Consider the following 17,512-nt stretch of genomic DNA (forward strand, 5'->3'; position numbering starts at 1 on the left):
GTCACTGATAGACGTAGACGATCCGGCGCGTGCCCGGATCGACCAGCACCGGCCGGTCATTGATCCTCGTATAGCGATATTCGTAGTCCGGGATCGTCTGGAAGGTGACGTCGGCAGGCACTTCCGCACCGACGACGACATCGCCGCCGAGCTGCACCGTGTCAGCCGGATTGGTCTCGATGTAGGTGCGAACCGTTTCCGGCGGAGTGATGGTTTCGACCGCCCCGACGGGACCGAGCAATTCGTCGCCGGGCGCCGGCTGCGGGTCGGCGGGGACGACACTTGCAGTCGACTCGTAGGTCACGACGGGAACGCCGATCTCGGCGCGGTGCTGTTCGACGATGACGGGGCTGCCACCGCGGTCGACCTGCAGATAATCGGCATAGACCCAGCCGCGCATGCCATTGACGTCGACACGGCACCAGCGGCTGCCTTCGATGCAGCCGTCGAGCACCGCGGTCGAGCCACGCGTGGCAAGACCGACTGCCGGATATTGCGGGCCGGGGCCGGCGCGGACGTTGAGATCGTTGACGGTCGTCGCCACCATCTCCGCCTGCGCAAGACCACCGCTCGCCAGGAGCACCGCTCCCGCCAGCAGAATGTTTCTCTTCAAGGTCATATGAGCGTCTCCTTGGTTTCGATGGGCTGACAACGCTTGGGCTTCCACGATGTTCCCATCCGCGCCGCAGCGCGAAACGCCGCCTGCGGGATACCTTTCACAAGCCATTGAAGAAATTGAATAAAGCTTCCACTTTCCCGCCTCCGGCAACGGCACAGCGGTGCATAAATTCTTGTTGCAGTCCGTCTTTTTGCCGTGAGACAGGCCGCGGAGGCAGAAGATTCCGGCTGTCCTTGCAGTCGTTTCGGACTATACCCGGAGCATCACAGACACCAAGCGAGGCACTTATGGGCATGCTCCAGGCCGGCATCATTCCGGTGACACCCTTCCAGCAGAACTGCACGATCTTCTTCGATACCGATACCAAGGAAGGCGTCGTCGTCGATCCGGGCGGCGACGTGCCGCTGATCCTTCAGGCAATCGCGCAAAACGGCCTGACCATCAAGGAAATCTGGCTGACCCATGGCCATCTCGATCATGCCGGCGGCGCCGCCGAATTGAAGGAAGCCCTCGGCGTCGACGTCGTCGGCCCGCATCAGGATGACCTGCCGCTCTTACAGCGGATCGAGACCCAGGCCGAAAAATACGGCATATCGGGGTTGCGCAACGTCCTGCCAGACCGCTGGCTGAAGGACGGCAACAAGATCTCTTTCGGCACCCATGAATTCGAGGTCTATCACACGCCCGGCCATGCCCCCGGTCACGTCATCTATTTCAACCGTGCGCAGAATTTCGCCCATCTCGGTGACGTGCTCTTCAACGGCTCGATCGGCCGCACCGATCTACCGGGCGGCAACCATCGGCAGCTTCTCGATTCGATCCGCGACAAGGTGCTGCCGCTCGGCGACGACGTCGGCTTCATCTGCGGCCACGGCCCCGGCAGCCGCATCGGCGATGAGCGCCGAGGCAATCCGTTTTTGCAGGAAATCTGAACTCGGGGAGAATGAGCGGCGAAGCTGCGCTCCGCCCGCTCACATCATCTTCCGGCCGTTCGGCACCGGCTGCTCGACGGCCGCCAGCACGATCGCGCCGTTCTCGTCCTCGAAACCCAGCGTCAGCACCTCCGAGCGGAACGGCCCGATCTGGCGCGGTGGGAAGTTGACGACGCCGAGCACCTGCCGGCCGATCAGGCTTTCCAGCGTGTAGTGCACGGTGATCTGCGCCGAGGATTTCTTGGTGCCGATGTCGGGACCGAAGTCGATGACCAGCTTGTATGCCGGCTTGCGCGCTTCAGGAAAGGGACTGGCCTCGATAATCGTGCCGACACGGATGTCGACACGCTCGAAATCGGCGTAGGTGATCTCTTCCGCCATGTCTGCGTCAGCCGGCCAGTTCTTCGGCCCGCTTGCGCGCCGCCGCAAGGGCGGCATCGAACAGAGGCTGCATGCCATCTTCGGCCATCAGCACCGCGAGTGCCGCCGCCGTCGTGCCGCCGGGAGAGGTCACATTCTGCCGCAGCCGCGAAGCGTCGTCGGGGGACTGGTGCAAGAGTTCACCAGCCCCCGCGACTGTTTCCCGCGCAAGACGCATGGCGAGGTCCGCCTGCAGGCCGAGTTTACGGCCTGCCTCCGCCATGCATTCGACGAGATAGAACACATAGGCAGGACCGCTGCCCGAAAGCGCCGTCACGGCATCGATATCGGCCTCGGCGGGTACCCATTCGACCGGCCCCGAGACACTGAGAAGGGCATGGACACGCTCACGCTGCTGAGTGCTGACACCGGCATTGGCAAATGCGCCGGTGACGCCGCGCCCGACCATAGCAGGCGTGTTCGGCATGGCCCGCACCATGGCGGCTTTGCCGAGATGCCTCTCAAGGAAACCCAGCGTCTTGCCGGCCGCGACCGAAACGACGACCGTTTCCGCGCCGACGGCGCTCTTCACATCAGGCAACACCGTCTCCATCACCTGCGGTTTGACCGCCAGAAACAGAACGCTCGCCTTCAGATCCGTGGGAAGCGCGGTCAGATGCTTCGCACCCGCCTCGCTGATCGTCGCGAGCATTGCCGGTGAGGGACCGGGATCGACGACGATGACGGCCGAGCCCGGGACGCCGCTCTTCAGCCAGCCGGTGAGCATCGCCCCGCCCATATTTCCGGCGCCGATCAGGACGACGGGTTTTTCCGAGGAGAAAGCCTTCGTCGGCATCTTATGCCTCGCCAACCGTTTCGAACAAAACGGCTTCCATCGCCTTCGTCGCGTCCATACCCGACCAGACGACGAACTGGAATGCCTGGAAATAGGCTTCACAGGTATCGAGCGCGCTGGAAAGCAGCACCTCAACCTGGCGGTTGGTCGGCTCTGCACCGCCGGCAAGCAGCAATGACTGGCGGAAGATGACGACATCTTCCTGGCGCCAAAGGTCGAAATGACCCATCAGCACCTGCCCGTTGATCGCCGAGAGCAGCTTGACCACCTCATTGACCCTGATGTCGGGAACTTTGATATCGAAGGCGCAGCCAAGGTGCAGCGCCTCGAACTCCTCCATCCACGAGAAGGAGACATGGTAGTCCGTCCAGCGACCCTCGACCGTCATCGCGATCTCGTCCTCGCCGGACCGTTCGAACGACCAGTCATTGTTGGAGGCAACGTACTCGATCATATCGACCGGGTTCGACTGACGCTCGACTTCCAATTCCATCAGGTTCATGCAGCACCTTCTTGACCGGAACGAATGCGACTAACTTGGTGTACGAACACAAGAAAAGACACACGCAAATACCGGAACCACCACTCGGATGATCGTTGAACCGCTGCCAGACTTAACGCAGATAACCTGCCTGGAGCTTACCAAGTCGCTTCGAATCATCATTTAAAATCAGTGTATAGCGCCCCTTGCCACCTGCCAGCCCCCAGAAGGGAAAATAGGGCCGGCCACTGTGGAAAGGCTCTTCGAAATTCAATTCAGAAGGGAGAATAAGCGACTCTGCGAATTGGCTTTTTTGGCAGTGTCCACAGGTGGAAAACTCACCTGATTTTTTTATGGAAGATGCGGCATGTGGCAATAGGGCCATGCCGCATCCTACGTCGCATCGGGACTTTCAGAGATGTCCCGCAGACGTGAGCAGCGGTTACCACAGCAACGTGTTTTAGCGGCCTTCGCCGGCAAGTTTTGCCTCGAGTACCGCGATGCGGGCGGCAAGCGCCTCGTTCTCGTCGCGCGCCTTGATCGCCATCTCGCGCACAGCCTCGAACTCCTCGCGCTTGACGATGTCCATGCTGTTCAGCCAGCGCTCGGCCTGGGCGTTGAAGGCGGTTTCGATCTCCTTGCGGACGCCCTGGGCGGCACCGGCCGCATCGGTCATCAGCTTGGCGAATTCGTCCATGATGCGGTTCGTTCCGGTCGTCATGGCGTTTTTCTCCTTGGCATGAGGTGAATTCAGCCCTTCAGGGCCTCGAGAATTGAGGTAGGGCTTCGCCATCGGCGATGCAAGCGCTTTGCATCGGATAAGCTTGCCGGAACCGCCCGGAAAGAGCGATCACGAACAATGGACTTGACCGTCCGGGATCGCAGCGGCATGTTCCGCCGACTTCAACGGATGGGAAAACCTTGCCGATAGCCGCCGATCTCCTTGCCATCATGCCTTTCCCGGATATCGATCCGATCGCCTTTTCGATCGGTCCGCTGGCGATTCACTGGTACGGTCTCGCCTATGTCGCCGGCATCCTGCTCGGCTGGGCCTATGCGCGCCGCCTGGCAGCCGATGACAGCCTCTGGCCGGGCAATACATCACCGATGACGAAGACGCAGCTCGACGATTTTATTGTCTGGGCAGCCCTCGGCGTCGTCCTTGGCGGTCGTCTCGGCTATATCTTTTTCTATGACCTCTCCGCCGTCCTGCGCGATCCCATCCGCGCGGTCCAGATCTGGAACGGCGGCATGTCCTTCCACGGCGGCCTGACCGGCACGACGATCGCCATGATCGTCTTTGCCCGCCGCAACGCCATCCCGATCTGGAGCCTGTTCGACATCGTCGCCACCGTCGTTCCCTTCGGTCTGTTCTTCGGCCGCATCGCCAATTTCATCAATGGCGAACTCTGGGGCCGGTTGACCGACGTATCCTGGGCCGTGGTCTTTCCGACCGGCGGTCCCTTCGCCCGCCACCCGAGCCAGCTTTACGAGGCCGGCCTTGAAGGCATCGTTCTGCTCCTGGTGCTGGCCGCCCTCGTCTACGGCATGCGCGCGCTGAAGAGCCCCGGCTTCATCACCGGCGTTTTCGTCTGCGGCTATGCGCTGTCGCGTATTTTCGTCGAGTTCTTCCGCGAGCCCGACGCCCAGCTCGGTTACCTCCTCGGCACGAACTGGCTGACCATGGGCATGGTGCTTTCCTCCCCGATGATCCTGCTCGGCCTCTGGGCGATGCTTCGGGCTCGCCGCCAGGCTGCGCTGCAGCTTTAAAACGGCAGGACGCGACATGACCACCGCTCTAGGAGAAAAGATCAAGGCCATCATCCAGGCCAACGGCCCGATCAGCGTCACCGATTATTTCTCGCTCTGCCTGGCCGATCCCGAACATGGCTACTACCGCACGCGCGAGCCCTTCGGCCGTTCCGGCGATTTCGTCACCGCGCCCGAAGTCAGCCAGATTTTCGGCGAGATGATCGGTGTCTTTATCGTCCATGCCTGGCAACGCCACGGCACGCCGGCGGACGTGCGCCTCGTCGAGATCGGTCCCGGCCGCGGCACCATGATATCGGATATGCTGCGCGTCATTACCCGCATCGCCCCGCCTCTTTTCGAGACGATGAGCGTGCATCTCGTCGAAACCAGCGAGCGCCTGCGCGACGTCCAGAGCCAGACGCTCGAGGCCTACGGCGAAAAGATCGCCTGGCATGACGGCTTCGATGAGGTGCCATCAGGCTTCACGCTGATCGCCGCCAACGAACTGTTCGACGCCATCCCGATTCGCCAGTTCGTCCGCACGCCGACCGGTTTCCGCGAGCGCATGGTCGGGCTCGATGCCAATGGCGAGCTGACCTTTGCCGCCGGCGTCGCCGGCCTCGATCCAGCGCTTCTTCCCGAACCGGTGCAGAACCTGCCGCTCGGCGCGCTCTTCGAGATCTCACCTGCCCGCCAGGCCGTGATGATGGCGATCTGCGAACGGCTGCGGGCCTTCGGCGGAACGGCGCTCGCGATCGACTACGGCCATCTCGTCACCGGCTTCGGCGATACGCTGCAGGCGGTGCGCATGCACGAATTCGATCCACCGCTCGCCCATCCCGGCGAAGCCGATCTGACGAGCCATGTCGACTTCCAGCAACTCGCCGAAACGGCGCTCGCGGCCGGCGTCCATCTGAATGGCGCCCTGCATCAGGGTGATTTTCTGACCGGTCTCGGCATCCTCGAACGCGCCGCTGCCCTCGGTAAGGATCGCGAACCGCAAACCCAGCAGGTCATCCAGACAGCAGTCGACAGGCTCGCCGGCGCCGGTGAAGGTCGGATGGGGGAACTCTTCAAGGTGATGGCGGTCTCTCATCCCGCAGTCGACCTCATGCCCTTTCGTCCGGTGGATTGACAGGGCGCACGCGGCTGGTTCAACATCCCAGCCAACAAGAACTTGAAGCGCGCCGCCGGTGCGATGCGCTTGGGACAATAACAAACCTCCTGAAAAACCCGGAATCACAGATGCAGGACGCGGCCTCTCCCGCACCGATCGAAAGCGCGCTGCTGAATGAAGCGGCGGGCAGCACCGTCCGCCACGGTTATTTCACCCGGGCCGGCGGCGTTTCCGAAGGGATCTATCGCGGCCTTAATGTCGGCCTCGGCTCCAGCGACGAACGCGACAAGGTTATGGAAAACCGGCGCCGCGTCGCTGCATGGTTCAGCCTGCCGGTCGAGCGGCTGGCGACCGTGCATCAGGTTCACTCCCCGGACGTCGCGACGATCGGCGCCGATTACGACGGCGCCCGTCCCGAGGCGGATGCTATGGTGACCGCGACGCCTGGTATTGCGCTTGGCGTGCTCGCCGCCGATTGCGGCCCGATCCTTTTTGCCGATCCCGACAATCGCGTCATTGGCGCGGCCCATGCCGGCTGGAAGGGGGCGCTGACCGGCGTGCTCGAAAACACCATCGCCGCCATGGAAGCGCTGGGGGCCGACCGCGCCGGCATCGTCGCCTGCCTCGGCCCCTCGATCAGCCAGGCAAGCTATGAGGTCGGCCCGGAATTCGTCGACCGTTTCATCGCCGAGAACCCGGATTACGAACGCTTCTTCATACCATCGGCAACATCGGGCCACGCCATGTTCGATTTGCCGGCGCTGACCGTCGACAGGCTGACCCGGGCCGGCGTGCGGGCCGAAAGCCTCGGCCTCTGCACCTATCCGGACAGCGAGCGCTTCTTTTCATACCGCAGGACGACGCATCGCAAGGAGCCGGACTACGGCCGCCAGATTTCAGCGATATCAATCAGGGAGACTTGAGCAGAATGGCACTCCACTTCGAAAAGGCCGAGTTCGCAAGCCGGCTTGCGCGCCTCACCGAGAAGATGAAGGAAGAAAAGCTCGACGCCCTGCTGCTCTTCGCGCAGGAAAGCATGTACTGGCTGACCGGCTACGACACCTTCGGCTACTGCTTCTTCCAGACGCTGGTCGTCAAGAGTGACGGCACCATGGCGCTGATCACCCGCTCGGCCGATCTTCGCCAGGCGAGGCACACCTCGATCATCGAGGATATCCACGTCTGGGTCGACAGGGTCAATGCCGATCCGACGCTCGACCTGAAGAACCTGCTGGTCGACATGGATCTGCTCGGCGCCCGCATCGGCGTCGAATATGATACGCACGGCATGACCGGCCGCGTCGCCCGCCTGCTCGACGCGCAACTGGCCACCTTCGGCCAGATCGTCGACGCCTCCTATCTCGTCAGCCGCCTGCGCCTCGTCAAGAGCCCGACCGAGGTCGCCTATGTCGAACGCGCCGCCGTTCTCGCCGACGATGCGCTCGACGCCGCAATCAGGCTGACCAAGCCCGGCGCCGACGAGGCCGATATCCTGGCCGCCATGCAGGGCGCGATCTTTTCCGGCGGCGGCGACTATCCCGCCAACGAATTCATCATCGGCTCCAGCGCCGATGCCCTGCTCTGCCGCTACAAGGCCGGCCGCCGCAAGCTCGACGCCAACGACCAGCTGACGCTCGAATGGGCCGGCGCCTATGCGCATTATCATGCCGCCATGATGCGCACGATCGTCATCGGCGAACCAATGCAGCGCCACCGCGAACTCTACAATGCCTGCCGCGAGACGATCGAGGCGATCGAGACCGTGCTGAAGCCCGGCCATACTTTCGGCGACGTCTTCGACATGCACGCCAAGATCATGGACGAGCGCGGCCTTGCCCGCCACCGGCTGAATGCCTGCGGCTATTCGCTCGGCGCCCGCTTCTCCCCGTCCTGGATGGAGCATCAGATGTTCCATGTCGGCAATCCGCAGCCGATCGAGCCGAACATGTCGCTCTTCGTGCACATGATCATCGCCGATTCCGATACGGGCACGGCGATGACGCTCGGCCAGACCTATCTGACGACGGCGGATGCGCCGCGCACGCTGTCCCGCCATCCGCTCGATTTCATCGGTCTTTGACCGGTGAGAATCCGGAATTGACAGAGGACCTCGCCCGCCCGCATAAATTCGGGCGGGGCTGATGCGATGGTGGGAAGGACGGATCAAGGGATGACGCGAGCTGCGATTGTGCCCACGCTCCTGGTCGTCACGGCTCTGCTGACTGCCTGCAATACCACCGATGCGCTGACACCGCTGGTCGACATCGGCGATTCCTCCGCGAGTGCGCCATCGAACCCGGTCACGCAGAGCGAGGCTGAGAGCCTGGCGGGCACCCGCCAGCCGGCCTTCGCCGCAAATACACGGCAGGGCGGCTATCACCCGGCCTATGACCAACCGCAGCGAGCCTATCGGCCCGGTTCCGGTGCGCCTCCGACGACGATGCAGGCGCAGGCCGACGCTTTGTCGCGCAACGATTCCTCGCCCGCCGCCTCCGCCCCGATCGAAGGACAATCGCTGCCGCCTCCGTCAAGCGGCGGTGAACCTGCCGCTCCGGCGGCCGAGACGCAGCAGCCTCGGCAAACCGCCGCCCTCAATCCCGGCCCCTCGTCCGCTCGCGGCAATACCGTGCGCTTCCTGCCGATCATCGGCGCACCGGTTCAGGCGGTCACCCCCCTTTCGCGCCAGCTCGGCTCCGAGGCTCGCGCGCACGGCCTGTCTATCAAAAGCTCGACGGATGCAAGCAGCGACTACATTCTCAAAGGCTATCTCTCCGCCTTCAGCGACGACGGCAAGGTCACCGTGGTCTATGTCTGGGACATTCTCGACAGTGGCGGCGGCCGTCTGCACCGCATCCAGGGACAGGAAAGCGTGCCGACAGCCGCAGCCGATCCCTGGGCCGGCGTTCCGGCCTCGGTGATGCAGCAGATCGGCTCGAAAACCATCGCGGAATTCTCCTCCTGGCGGCAGACGCAGGGCGGTTAGTCACAAACTTTTTGCAAATTCGAGAGCCTGTGGCGCCTTTGCCCTTGCATTCACGGGGAAGCTGGCTAAAAAGCGCGGCTATCAGCGCATAACAGGCGGACCAAAATGAAGGTTTTCGCAGGCAATTCGAACCGGCAACTCGCCGAAGCGATCTGCACCTATCTCAATGTTCCCTTGGGGAAAGCCAGTGTCCGAAGGTTTGCCGATCAGGAAATCTTCGTGGAAATCCAGGAGAATGTGCGCGGCGAGGACGTTTTCCTCGTACAGCCCACCGCCTTTCCTGCCAACGACCACTTGATGGAACTGCTGATCATGATCGACGCGATGCGTCGTTCGTCGGCACGCCGCATCACGGCCGTCCTTCCCTATTTCGGTTATGCCCGCCAGGACCGTCGTGCTTCAGGTCGCACGCCGATCTCCGCAAAGCTGGTGGCAAACCTGATTACCGAAGCCGGCGCCGATCGCGTCATGACGCTCGATCTCCATGCCGGGCAGATCCAGGGCTTCTTCGATATTCCCACCGACAATCTCTTCGCCCTGCCCGTACTGACGCGCGACATCAAGAGCCATTACGACCTCAGCAACGTCATGGTCGTCTCGCCTGACGTCGGCGGCGTGGTCCGCGCACGCGCGCTTGCCAAGCGGCTGGACTGTCTTCTGGCCATCGTCGACAAGCGTCGCGATCGGCCGGGTGAATCCGAAGTGATGAATATCATCGGCGACATTGCCGGCAAGGACTGCCTGCTGATCGACGACATCGTCGATTCCGGCGGCACGCTCTGCAACGCGGCCGACGCGATGTTGGCCCAGGGCGCCGCCAGCGTCACCGCCTATATCACCCACGGCGTTCTCTCCGGCGGCGCGGTCACCCGCGTCACCTCTTCGAAGCTTCGCGAACTCGTCATCACGGATTCAATCCAGCCGACCACGGCCGTGCTCTCGGCACACAATATCCGCATTGTCACGACGGCGCCGCTGATCGGCGAAGCCATCAGCCGAACGGCCCAGGAAGAGTCCGTCTCCAGCCTCTTCGATTAAAAAGAGCCGGCATTCGCCGGCTCTTTCAATTTCTGCGTCAGATGAACGCGCTATTGCCGGCATGCTCTCCGAGCCGCATGAAATGCTGGCCGTTGATTGTCGCGCAGCTGCATTCCTGACGGCACGAGCCCGGACTAAGCCGTCACGCCGGTCGTTGATGCAAAAAAAGGCCGGCACAAGGCCGGCCTCTTCATTTCTGATCCAGATTGAAAACACTCAAGGCTGCTGCGGCTGCGCAGGCACCGCGTCCTGCCCCTGATCCGGCTCCTGCTCCTGATCTGGCTCCAGTCCCTGATCTTGTTCCTGATCCTGGTCTGTCTCCAGCCCCTGATCCGGACCATCCGGTCCCTTGATCTGCTGGCCATTGACCGCCACGGAACCATCGCGGCTGACGCTGATGTCCCAGCGTGAACGGCCGTCCGCATCGGTTTTGGCAAAGCCCTTCACCATCATGATGCCGAAAGAAATCTGGTTGAGATCGGGATCCGTCTTGGCGAGCTCCTGAATCGCGGCGATCGTCTTGTCGAGATCGCGGGCAAGGATCGTCGCCTCCATCGAATAGTCCTTCTGGCTATCGACCCGCCCCTCGATCTTGCCCGTCATATCGACATCATAGACCTGCGACTTGGCGCTGATCTTCGGAAACTCGACGGTAAGCCGACCGTCGCGGAAGAGCTTCTTCGACATCTCCTCGCCGGTCTTTTCCGGCGCCGGATCATTGAAATCCGCTGCCATGATGGCGTCGCCAAAGCTTGCGAAATCCAGGTTCGGAAGAGCAAGCTGGAAATCGAAGCTGGTCGGCATGAAGGCCGAGTAGGTTGCCGGCATCAGCGGCGTGTCGAGACTGATCTCCTGCGCGTTCATGCCGAAACCGAAACGCATGGCGTCACTCGGCCCGTCGATGGCGAGGTTGTAGCCGAATGCCTTAGCGCCGCCCTTGCCCATCTCACTGCTGACGGTCAGATCATTGACCCCGATCGTCTCGCTGAACAAGGTCAGAAGCGGGAAGGCTTCCTTCACAGTTCCCTTGATCTTGTCGCTGTTCTCGGGGCTCAATTTCTTCTCGTCGAGATGGTCGAGCACGAAGAAGACCATCTCGCGAATCTGCTTTGCCGGCAGGCCGTTCACCTTGGCCTCTGCATTGATCGAGCCGGCCCGGATTTCAACAGGCGGCATTTGCAGGCCGGAAACCTGCTCGACGAAACCCGACATCGAGCCGGTGCCGACAAAATCGACACGTCCGTTGCCGCCTGCACTGTCCGACGAACTCAGCTTCTGGTCCATGCCGGCGATGGTGGCATGAACCTCCTCGGTTTCGGACTTGCTGGCTATCTTGATATCCTTGGCCGCGAAGGTGCCCGAACGCAGGTAGCTGATCGCCGGGTCGAAGACGCCGCTATAGACAAGCGAAGCGATGGAATAGGTGAAATCCGTCGGCTTCTGATCCGGGCCTTTGAAGTGGCCGGAAACATTGAACTTGTTGTCGCCTTCGATGTTCCACAGCCCGCTCTCGAGCGGCGTGGCGAACATCGAAAACGGTGTCAGCCCTTGGATCGTGAACGTCGCCGGATCGGCTTTGGCAAGCAGCTTGGCCAGATCGTAAATGACTTCGTAGCGCGTGCCCGCCGGATTGACCGATATAAGGCCGCTCTTCGCCAGGTCGGCCGGAAGCAGCTTCGTCAAAGTCTCCTTGACCGCATTGGCGCCGTCCTGGTTGATCTCCGCGCTCTCGGCCGTGGTGAAAAGGCAAAGAGCAAGCATGCTCGTTGCCGTGACAAGTTTGAGACGCATAGTCTGTTTTTCTCCTCAGCCGCTTTTTTGGTTGCGGCCATCCAAAGATGGCAACCGCGCTGATGTCAAGCCAAGTGGCGGCAGGTACTGGCAATTTTGCCACGCGAGCGGGCGTGGATTGCAAACATTTCAACGAGGTTCGTCTGGCCAAACGGAAGGTGCGGAAGCAAGCAGTCGATCCAGGCAGATTTGCCGTCTCGGCAATTGAGCGCCCAGGCGAAAGCCGGTATATCAGCGAAAAATCGCTGCAATCCGCAACTTGCCTTTCCGAGCGACTTATAATATAGGCCACCGGTCCGCGTAGACACCCTTGGAGGCAACGCGGATGAGGTTGGGTTATACCCGCCTCCGGTTCGTCGGAACAGGGCTTTCGCCCGCCGCTGAACTCTCCAAATAACCTCGAAAGGAATAGCCATGAGCCAGGAAACTTACGAGCTCAAGGCCGAGGCGCGCGAACGGGTTGGTAAGGGGTCCGCCCGTGAACTTCGCCGCAACGGTTTGATTCCCGCTGTCATCTATGGTGACAAGCAGGCCCCCATTGCCATCGCTCTCAACACCAATGAGGTGACGAAGCGCATTCACGCCGGTGGTTTCATGACCACCGTGGCGACGATCGAAGTCGACGGCAAGAAGTTCAAGGTTCTGCCGAAGGACTATCAGCTCGATCCGGTCCGTGACTTCACGATGCACGTCGATTTTCTGCGCGTCTCCGGCAACACCCAGGTGACCGTCGAAATCCCCGTTCACTTCATCAATGAAGAGAAGTCCCCGGGCATCAAGGTCGGCGGCGTTCTGAACATCGTTCGTCACGAAGTCGAAGTCCATTGCCCGGCCGATGCGATCCCGGAATTCTTCAACGTTGACCTCAACGGCAAGAAGATCGGCGACAGCATCCATATTTCGGAAGTCACCCTGCCGAAGGGCGTCACGACGGTCATCGACCGCGACTTCACGATCGCCACCATCATTGCCCCGGCTGGCGGCGTTGACGAGGCTGCGGAAGGCGAAGCCGAAGCCTGATCGCTTCGACCATTTGTAAAGCATACGGCCCGCCGCCCTCTGGGAGGCGGGCTTTTCATTGCCCGGCAAAGGCCTCCGTTTCAGCAAATTTAATATATTCGTGAAAGCATGCCCCGTCAGCTGCGATGAAGCCTGCCCGTACGCGCGACAGCAAATATGGCCGGCCTGGGGGAGTAAACGGAACCATGAACAATTCCGTTGAGAACAGATTTTTTGCGATTGTTTGCGGAGCGCTGCTTGTTTTTGTCGCTCCTCTCTTTGTTCTCTTCCTTTTTCTTTCCTCCGAACGGGCCGACAAGGAAATACGCGACCATATTTCCGTTCTTCTTGTCGCCAATGCCCAGGCGCTGGCAAAGCCGCTCTGGGATCTCGATGAGGACAGCGTCACGCAGATCAGCGCGACGGTCGTTTCCCAGGGCGCCATCGTCAAGGTCGAAGTGCGCGACCAGTCGGGTCAACTCGACGTCAGCCAGTCCACCATTCCGCGCTCCTTCGACGGCAAGCTCGTGCAGGTGTCGCGCGCCATTATCTACAACACCGTCGACGGCCCGAAGAACCTCGGCAGCATCAGCGTTTATTATCCCGCGCTCGGCCTGTTTTCCGGCCTGAAGCAGGAAGAAGTCGTCTTCATCTCGATCTTCATCTTCGCCGTGCTCGCCGTTTTCGGCACCGCGCTGATCGGCAACCGGTTCTTCGTCATCCAGCCGCTCATGCGGCTGACGGCGGCGATCGAGGCCACCCGCCAGTTGGGCTCCCGTCATCATGTCGACTGGCAGTCGAACGATGAGATGGGACGGCTTGCCCGCAGCTTCAACGAGATGCAGACGAAGCTCGAAAGCGAAGAAAAAGAGCTGAAGCTCGCCCACCGCCGCGCCACCGACATCTATAATCTGACGCCCGCCATGCTCTTCTCGCTCGATGAGGAAGACCGCATCACCGCCGTCAGCGACTACTGGCTGCTTGCCACAGGTTATAACCGCGCCGCCGTCATCGGCCGCAACTTCGCCGATCTCGTCACACCGGCCACCCGCGACAAATTCATCAGGCGCCGCCAGGCCGAAAGCGGCATGACCGTCACCGTCAAGTTCGTCTGCCTGGATGGCCGCATCATGGACGTCCTCATCATGGAATCGGAGGCGGAAGCCGGCGCTCACGACCGCCTCTCGCTATCGGTCATGACCGATGTGACCGAACTCAAGGCCTCCGAGGACCGCAATCATCGCCAGGCGATCACCGATCACCTGACCGGGCTTCTCAATCGCCAGGGCTTCGAAGCCGTCCTCGACAACAAGATCGCCGCCGCCGACGCGGCCGGCCAGGAGCTTGCCTGCCTTTTCGTCGATCTCGATCGCTTCAAGTGGATCAACGACAATATGGGCCACGCCGCCGGCGACATGGCGCTGGTCGAACTCGTCGAGCGCCTGAAGACCTATCTTGCCCCCTCCGATGAGGCGGCCCGTCTCGGCGGCGACGAATTTGCCATCCTGCTGCCGGCCAAGGACGCCGAAAAACGTGCCAGGATGATGTGCGAGCAGATCGCCTCGATCTTCGAAACGCCGTTCGCCCCCGACATGCATCTGAGTGCTTCCGTCGGCATCGCCATTTATCCGCACCATGCCGCAACCGCGGCCGAACTGCTGCAGAAATCCGACCTGGCGATGTATGCCAAGAAACGCGACGGCAAGAATGGCGCGCAGCTCTTCGACAACGCCATGCTCGACCGTGCCCGCAGCCGCGCCGAGATCGAAGCCAATATCGAAGCCGGCCTCGTCGACAACTGGTTCGAGGCCTTCCTGCAGCCGATCGTCAATCTGAACGGTCGCGGCATAGCCGGTTTCGAAGCGCTGATGCGTCTCAACCATCCGCAGAAGGGCTTGATGCCGCCGGCCGAGATCATCAGCGTCGCCGAAGAGACGGCAAAGATCGTCCGCGTCGGCAACGTCATCATGGAAAAGGCGATCGCCAATCTCGCAAAGATTTCCTGCATAGCGGGCATGCAGGATACCTATCTCGCCATCAACTTCTCGCCGCTGCAGTTCGAGCCGGCGCTGCCGGCCCGCCTTGCCGCGATCGTCGGTCGCCATGGCATCCGCCCTGAACGCATCGTCGTCGAGATCACAGAAGCCGTGCTGATGCACGACAACCCGCAAATCCGCATGATTGTCACGGAGCTTCGCCATTTCGGCTGCCGCATCGCGCTGGACGATTTCGGCACCGGCTATTCTTCGCTGAGCTATCTCAACCGCTTCCCGGTCGATATCATCAAGATCGATCAGTCCTTCACCCGCGCGATCAACGACGGCGACGACGACGTGCGCCAGAAGAGCCGCATGCTGATCGAAGGCATTACCACGCTCTCGCACAAGATGAACTGCACCGTCATCGCCGAGGGCATCGAGACCGAAGAGGAATGCCGCACGCTCCACCAGATGGGGCTTGATTATGGCCAGGGCTACCTCTTCCATCGCCCACAGCATGCAACCACGCTCATCGAACAACTGGTGGGCTCGCAATCGGCCGTGGCCCGCGCCTCGTGAATGAAAGAACGAAGGAGATGATAGTGATGAAAAAGCTCCTGTTTCTCGCATGCCTGGCGCTGCCCTGCGCCGCTCATGCGCAAACGGTAACCTTCACCACCGAGGACTACGCCCCCTTCAACTATCGCGACGGCAAGGAGATCAAGGGCGCGACCGTCGAACAGGTCGAAAAGATAATGGCCGCGATCGGCGTCGACTACACGATCGAGATCATGCCCTGGGCGCGCGCCTATGGCCTTGCCCGCACGGCGCCGATGACCTGTGTCTTCGTAACCGCCCACAACAGCGCCCGTGACCCGTTGTTCAAATGGGTCGAGCCGCTGCTCATCGACCGCAACATCCTGATCACCCGCAAGGGCTCGGGCGTCACTGCCAGCAATCTGGAAGAGGCGAAGAAATATACGGTCGGCACGCAGCGCGAGGATTACACCGAGACGATCCTGAAGGAGAAGGGCTTCACCAAGCTCGATGTCGCCAGCGATTTCAACGCCACCCTGCGCAAGCTGCTCAGTGGGCGCATCGACATGATGCCGATCTCCGAACTCTATTTCGAGAAGATCAAGGCCGACCAGCCGGTGGAAATGGTGACCGTGCTCTCCGCCCAGCCGATGAGCATTGCCTGCGAGAAGAGCTTTCCGGACGATCTGCTCGCGAAGATGCAGGCGGCTCTCGACAAGCTCATCGCCGATGGCGACCAGAAGCAGATCTTCCTGAAATACGGCATGAACCTGTCGCAGTGATTGCGATGGAGACTGCCCTTTCCGCTTGACTTTGCGGTCATTTGCAGGTGGTGAACGGCGGGAAGTTCTAGCAAGGAAAAACAGACCATGCTGATCATCGCGGGTCTCGGCAATCCCGGCGGCAAATACGCCGGCAACCGCCACAATATCGGCTTCATGGCCGTCGATGCCATTCATCGGCGCCACGGCTTCTCGCCCTGGTCGAAGAAGTTTAGGGCCGAGATCGCCGAGGGCGAACTCGCTGGCAAGAAAGTGCTGCTGATCAAGCCGCAGACCTTCATGAACCTCTCCGGCGAGGCCGTCGGCGAGGCGATGCGCTTCTACAAGCTCCAGCCCACCGATCTTGTCGCGATCTACGACGAACTCGACCTTCCCCAGGGCAAAGCGCGATTGAAGACCGGCGGCGGCCATGGCGGCCACAACGGCATCAAGTCGCTGGATGCCCATTGCGGCAAAGAATACCGGCGGCTGCGCCTCGGCATCGGCCATCCCGGCGTCAAGGAAATGGTGCAGAACCATGTACTCGGCGATTTCGCCAAGGCCGACCGGGTCTGGCTGGAACCGCTGCTCGAGACGCTCGCCGACAATGCCGACATGCTGGTGCGAAACGAGGATTCGCAGCTGATGAACAAGATCGCGCTCGCGCTCGGCGGCAAGGCCGAGGAAGAAAAGCCGCGAAAGGACAGCGAGAAGAAGCCGGCCGGGCAGTCGCATATCCGCCAGGCGCGCAACAACAACCAGCCGAAGCTGCCGACCACCGGCCCGATGGCCGAGATGCTGAAGAAGATGTTCGGCAAAGGGGACTGAGGCCGTGCCGGATCACGACCAGGAACCGGATTTCACCATCCGCCCCGCCGCATCGGGCGATCTCCCGGGGCTGACCGTCCTCTATCGGCATTTGAACCCGGCCGATCCGCTTCTCGACGAAGCCGTGGCCGAAGAGCGCTTTTCCGCCATCCTCGCCCAGCCTGGCATGACTGTATTTATCGGCTTTGCCGGCGGCCTCGCCGCTGCCACCGCCACCCTGGTCGTCGTGCCGAACCTGACGCGGAACGGCGCGTCCTATGCGCTGGTCGAGAATGTCGTCACCCACGCCGACCACCGCCAGCGCGGTTACGCCGGCGCCGTCATCGGCCATGCGGTGACGGAGGCCTGGAAGACCGGCTGCTACAAGGTGATGCTGCTCACCGGCTCGAAGAACCCGGCGACGCTGCGTTTCTACGAGAATTGCGGCTTCATCAGCGACAAGACCGGCTATCAGATCCGCCGGCCCTGAGCCGCGCCCA

General features: G+C 61.6%; 19 protein-coding genes. 12 read left to right on the plus strand and 7 right to left on the minus strand.

What is annotated here, in order from left to right; translation table 11 throughout:
- Position 1: 1 nt before the first annotated feature.
- Positions 2-619, minus strand: coding sequence for a DUF1236 domain-containing protein (locus CO666_RS04250; protein ID WP_097610883.1), 618 nt, complete (start codon positions 617-619; stop codon positions 2-4).
- A 287-nt stretch (positions 620-906) separates the two neighbouring features.
- Between CO666_RS04250 and CO666_RS04255 the strand changes: the two genes are divergently transcribed.
- Entirely contained in the window at positions 907-1,551 is a 645-nt protein-coding gene (locus tag CO666_RS04255; protein WP_097610884.1) for an MBL fold metallo-hydrolase, read from the plus strand.
- Positions 1,552-1,590: 39 nt separating this feature from the next.
- On the opposite strand, the gene CO666_RS04260 is transcribed toward CO666_RS04255, so the two are convergent.
- From CO666_RS04260 to CO666_RS04275, 5 genes are all read right to left on the minus strand, one after another.
- The gene (locus CO666_RS04260) at positions 1,591-1,932 is read right to left on the minus strand and encodes a tRNA-binding protein (RefSeq protein ID WP_097610885.1); all 342 of its coding nucleotides are present in this window, start codon (positions 1,930-1,932) and stop codon (positions 1,591-1,593) included.
- Between the two features lie 7 nt (positions 1,933-1,939).
- The gene (gene proC, locus CO666_RS04265; protein ID WP_097610886.1) at positions 1,940-2,767 is read right to left on the minus strand and encodes a pyrroline-5-carboxylate reductase; all 828 of its coding nucleotides are present in this window, start codon (positions 2,765-2,767) and stop codon (positions 1,940-1,942) included.
- Position 2,768: 1 nt separating this feature from the next.
- Positions 2,769-3,269: a type III secretion system chaperone family protein gene (locus CO666_RS04270; protein WP_003561305.1), complete on the minus strand. Its 501-nt coding sequence runs from the start codon at positions 3,267-3,269 to the stop codon at positions 2,769-2,771.
- Positions 3,270-3,381: 112 nt separating this feature from the next.
- Positions 3,382-3,633: a hypothetical protein gene (locus CO666_RS33515; protein WP_143540239.1), complete on the minus strand. Its 252-nt coding sequence runs from the start codon at positions 3,631-3,633 to the stop codon at positions 3,382-3,384.
- A 75-nt stretch (positions 3,634-3,708) separates the two neighbouring features.
- Positions 3,709-3,969, minus strand: coding sequence for an accessory factor UbiK family protein (locus CO666_RS04275; protein WP_097610887.1), 261 nt, complete (start codon positions 3,967-3,969; stop codon positions 3,709-3,711).
- Between the two features lie 200 nt (positions 3,970-4,169).
- On the opposite strand from CO666_RS04275, the gene lgt reads away from it, so the two are divergent.
- The 6 genes from lgt (at position 4,170) to CO666_RS04305 (ending at position 10,138) form a co-directional block, all read left to right on the plus strand.
- Positions 4,170-5,018 (plus strand): prolipoprotein diacylglyceryl transferase, encoded by an 849-nt coding sequence (lgt, locus tag CO666_RS04280; protein ID WP_097610888.1) that lies wholly within the window; start codon positions 4,170-4,172, stop codon positions 5,016-5,018.
- Positions 5,019-5,034: 16 nt separating this feature from the next.
- The gene (locus tag CO666_RS04285; protein ID WP_097610889.1) at positions 5,035-6,135 is read left to right on the plus strand and encodes a class I SAM-dependent methyltransferase; all 1,101 of its coding nucleotides are present in this window, start codon (positions 5,035-5,037) and stop codon (positions 6,133-6,135) included.
- Between the two features lie 110 nt (positions 6,136-6,245).
- On the plus strand, positions 6,246-7,040 hold the full coding sequence (pgeF, locus tag CO666_RS04290) for a peptidoglycan editing factor PgeF (RefSeq protein WP_097610890.1): 795 nt from the start codon (positions 6,246-6,248) through the stop codon (positions 7,038-7,040).
- 5 nt (positions 7,041-7,045) lie between these two features.
- Entirely contained in the window at positions 7,046-8,197 is a 1,152-nt protein-coding gene (locus CO666_RS04295) for a M24 family metallopeptidase (protein WP_097610891.1), read from the plus strand.
- Positions 8,198-8,287: 90 nt separating this feature from the next.
- The gene (locus CO666_RS04300) at positions 8,288-9,100 is read left to right on the plus strand and encodes a hypothetical protein (RefSeq protein WP_097610892.1); all 813 of its coding nucleotides are present in this window, start codon (positions 8,288-8,290) and stop codon (positions 9,098-9,100) included.
- Between the two features lie 105 nt (positions 9,101-9,205).
- Positions 9,206-10,138, plus strand: coding sequence for a ribose-phosphate pyrophosphokinase (locus tag CO666_RS04305; RefSeq protein ID WP_097610893.1), 933 nt, complete (start codon positions 9,206-9,208; stop codon positions 10,136-10,138).
- A 216-nt stretch (positions 10,139-10,354) separates the two neighbouring features.
- Here the strand turns inward: CO666_RS04305 and CO666_RS04310 are convergent, their stop codons facing one another.
- Positions 10,355-11,929, minus strand: coding sequence for a hypothetical protein (locus CO666_RS04310; RefSeq protein ID WP_097610894.1), 1,575 nt, complete (start codon positions 11,927-11,929; stop codon positions 10,355-10,357).
- A gap of 414 nt (positions 11,930-12,343) precedes the next feature.
- On the opposite strand from CO666_RS04310, the gene CO666_RS04315 reads away from it, so the two are divergent.
- The 5 genes from CO666_RS04315 to CO666_RS04335 all read left to right on the plus strand — a co-directional run bounded on the left by CO666_RS04315 (position 12,344) and on the right by CO666_RS04335 (position 17,502).
- Positions 12,344-12,949, plus strand: coding sequence for a 50S ribosomal protein L25/general stress protein Ctc (locus CO666_RS04315; protein ID WP_097610895.1), 606 nt, complete (start codon positions 12,344-12,346; stop codon positions 12,947-12,949).
- Between the two features lie 185 nt (positions 12,950-13,134).
- Entirely contained in the window at positions 13,135-15,486 is a 2,352-nt protein-coding gene (locus tag CO666_RS04320; RefSeq protein ID WP_097610896.1) for an EAL domain-containing protein, read from the plus strand.
- 26 nt (positions 15,487-15,512) lie between these two features.
- On the plus strand, positions 15,513-16,226 hold the full coding sequence (locus CO666_RS04325; RefSeq protein ID WP_097610897.1) for a substrate-binding periplasmic protein: 714 nt from the start codon (positions 15,513-15,515) through the stop codon (positions 16,224-16,226).
- A gap of 87 nt (positions 16,227-16,313) precedes the next feature.
- Positions 16,314-17,033, plus strand: a complete 720-nt coding sequence (gene pth / locus CO666_RS04330; protein ID WP_097610898.1) for an aminoacyl-tRNA hydrolase — start codon at positions 16,314-16,316, stop codon at positions 17,031-17,033.
- A gap of 4 nt (positions 17,034-17,037) precedes the next feature.
- Positions 17,038-17,502 (plus strand): GNAT family N-acetyltransferase, encoded by a 465-nt coding sequence (locus tag CO666_RS04335; protein WP_097610899.1) that lies wholly within the window; start codon positions 17,038-17,040, stop codon positions 17,500-17,502.
- The last annotated feature ends 10 nt before the right edge of the window (positions 17,503-17,512 follow it).

The sequence above is a fragment of the Rhizobium chutanense genome (genome assembly GCF_002531935.1).
GTDB lineage: Bacteria > Pseudomonadota > Alphaproteobacteria > Rhizobiales > Rhizobiaceae > Rhizobium > Rhizobium chutanense.

What these genes read in the sequence shown, in the direction of transcription:
- CO666_RS04250 (WP_097610883.1), bottom strand. Translation starts at nt 619, where the DNA reads ATGACCTTGAAGAGAAACATTCTGCTGGCGGGAGCGGTGCTCCTGGCG.
- CO666_RS04255 (WP_097610884.1), top strand. Translation starts at nt 907, where the DNA reads ATGGGCATGCTCCAGGCCGGCATCATTCCGGTGACACCCTTCCAGCAG.
- CO666_RS04260 (WP_097610885.1), bottom strand. Translation starts at nt 1,932, where the DNA reads ATGGCGGAAGAGATCACCTACGCCGATTTCGAGCGTGTCGACATCCGT.
- proC (WP_097610886.1), bottom strand. Translation starts at nt 2,767, where the DNA reads ATGCCGACGAAGGCTTTCTCCTCGGAAAAACCCGTCGTCCTGATCGGC.
- CO666_RS04270 (WP_003561305.1), bottom strand. Translation starts at nt 3,269, where the DNA reads ATGAACCTGATGGAATTGGAAGTCGAGCGTCAGTCGAACCCGGTCGAT.
- CO666_RS33515 (WP_143540239.1), bottom strand. Translation starts at nt 3,633, where the DNA reads ATGGCCCTATTGCCACATGCCGCATCTTCCATAAAAAAATCAGGTGAG.
- CO666_RS04275 (WP_097610887.1), bottom strand. Translation starts at nt 3,969, where the DNA reads ATGACGACCGGAACGAACCGCATCATGGACGAATTCGCCAAGCTGATG.
- CO666_RS04285 (WP_097610889.1), top strand. Translation starts at nt 5,035, where the DNA reads ATGACCACCGCTCTAGGAGAAAAGATCAAGGCCATCATCCAGGCCAAC.
- pgeF (WP_097610890.1), top strand. Translation starts at nt 6,246, where the DNA reads ATGCAGGACGCGGCCTCTCCCGCACCGATCGAAAGCGCGCTGCTGAAT.
- CO666_RS04295 (WP_097610891.1), top strand. Translation starts at nt 7,046, where the DNA reads ATGGCACTCCACTTCGAAAAGGCCGAGTTCGCAAGCCGGCTTGCGCGC.
- CO666_RS04300 (WP_097610892.1), top strand. Translation starts at nt 8,288, where the DNA reads ATGACGCGAGCTGCGATTGTGCCCACGCTCCTGGTCGTCACGGCTCTG.
- CO666_RS04305 (WP_097610893.1), top strand. Translation starts at nt 9,206, where the DNA reads ATGAAGGTTTTCGCAGGCAATTCGAACCGGCAACTCGCCGAAGCGATC.
- CO666_RS04310 (WP_097610894.1), bottom strand. Translation starts at nt 11,929, where the DNA reads ATGCGTCTCAAACTTGTCACGGCAACGAGCATGCTTGCTCTTTGCCTT.
- CO666_RS04315 (WP_097610895.1), top strand. Translation starts at nt 12,344, where the DNA reads ATGAGCCAGGAAACTTACGAGCTCAAGGCCGAGGCGCGCGAACGGGTT.
- CO666_RS04320 (WP_097610896.1), top strand. Translation starts at nt 13,135, where the DNA reads ATGAACAATTCCGTTGAGAACAGATTTTTTGCGATTGTTTGCGGAGCG.
- CO666_RS04325 (WP_097610897.1), top strand. Translation starts at nt 15,513, where the DNA reads ATGAAAAAGCTCCTGTTTCTCGCATGCCTGGCGCTGCCCTGCGCCGCT.
- pth (WP_097610898.1), top strand. Translation starts at nt 16,314, where the DNA reads ATGCTGATCATCGCGGGTCTCGGCAATCCCGGCGGCAAATACGCCGGC.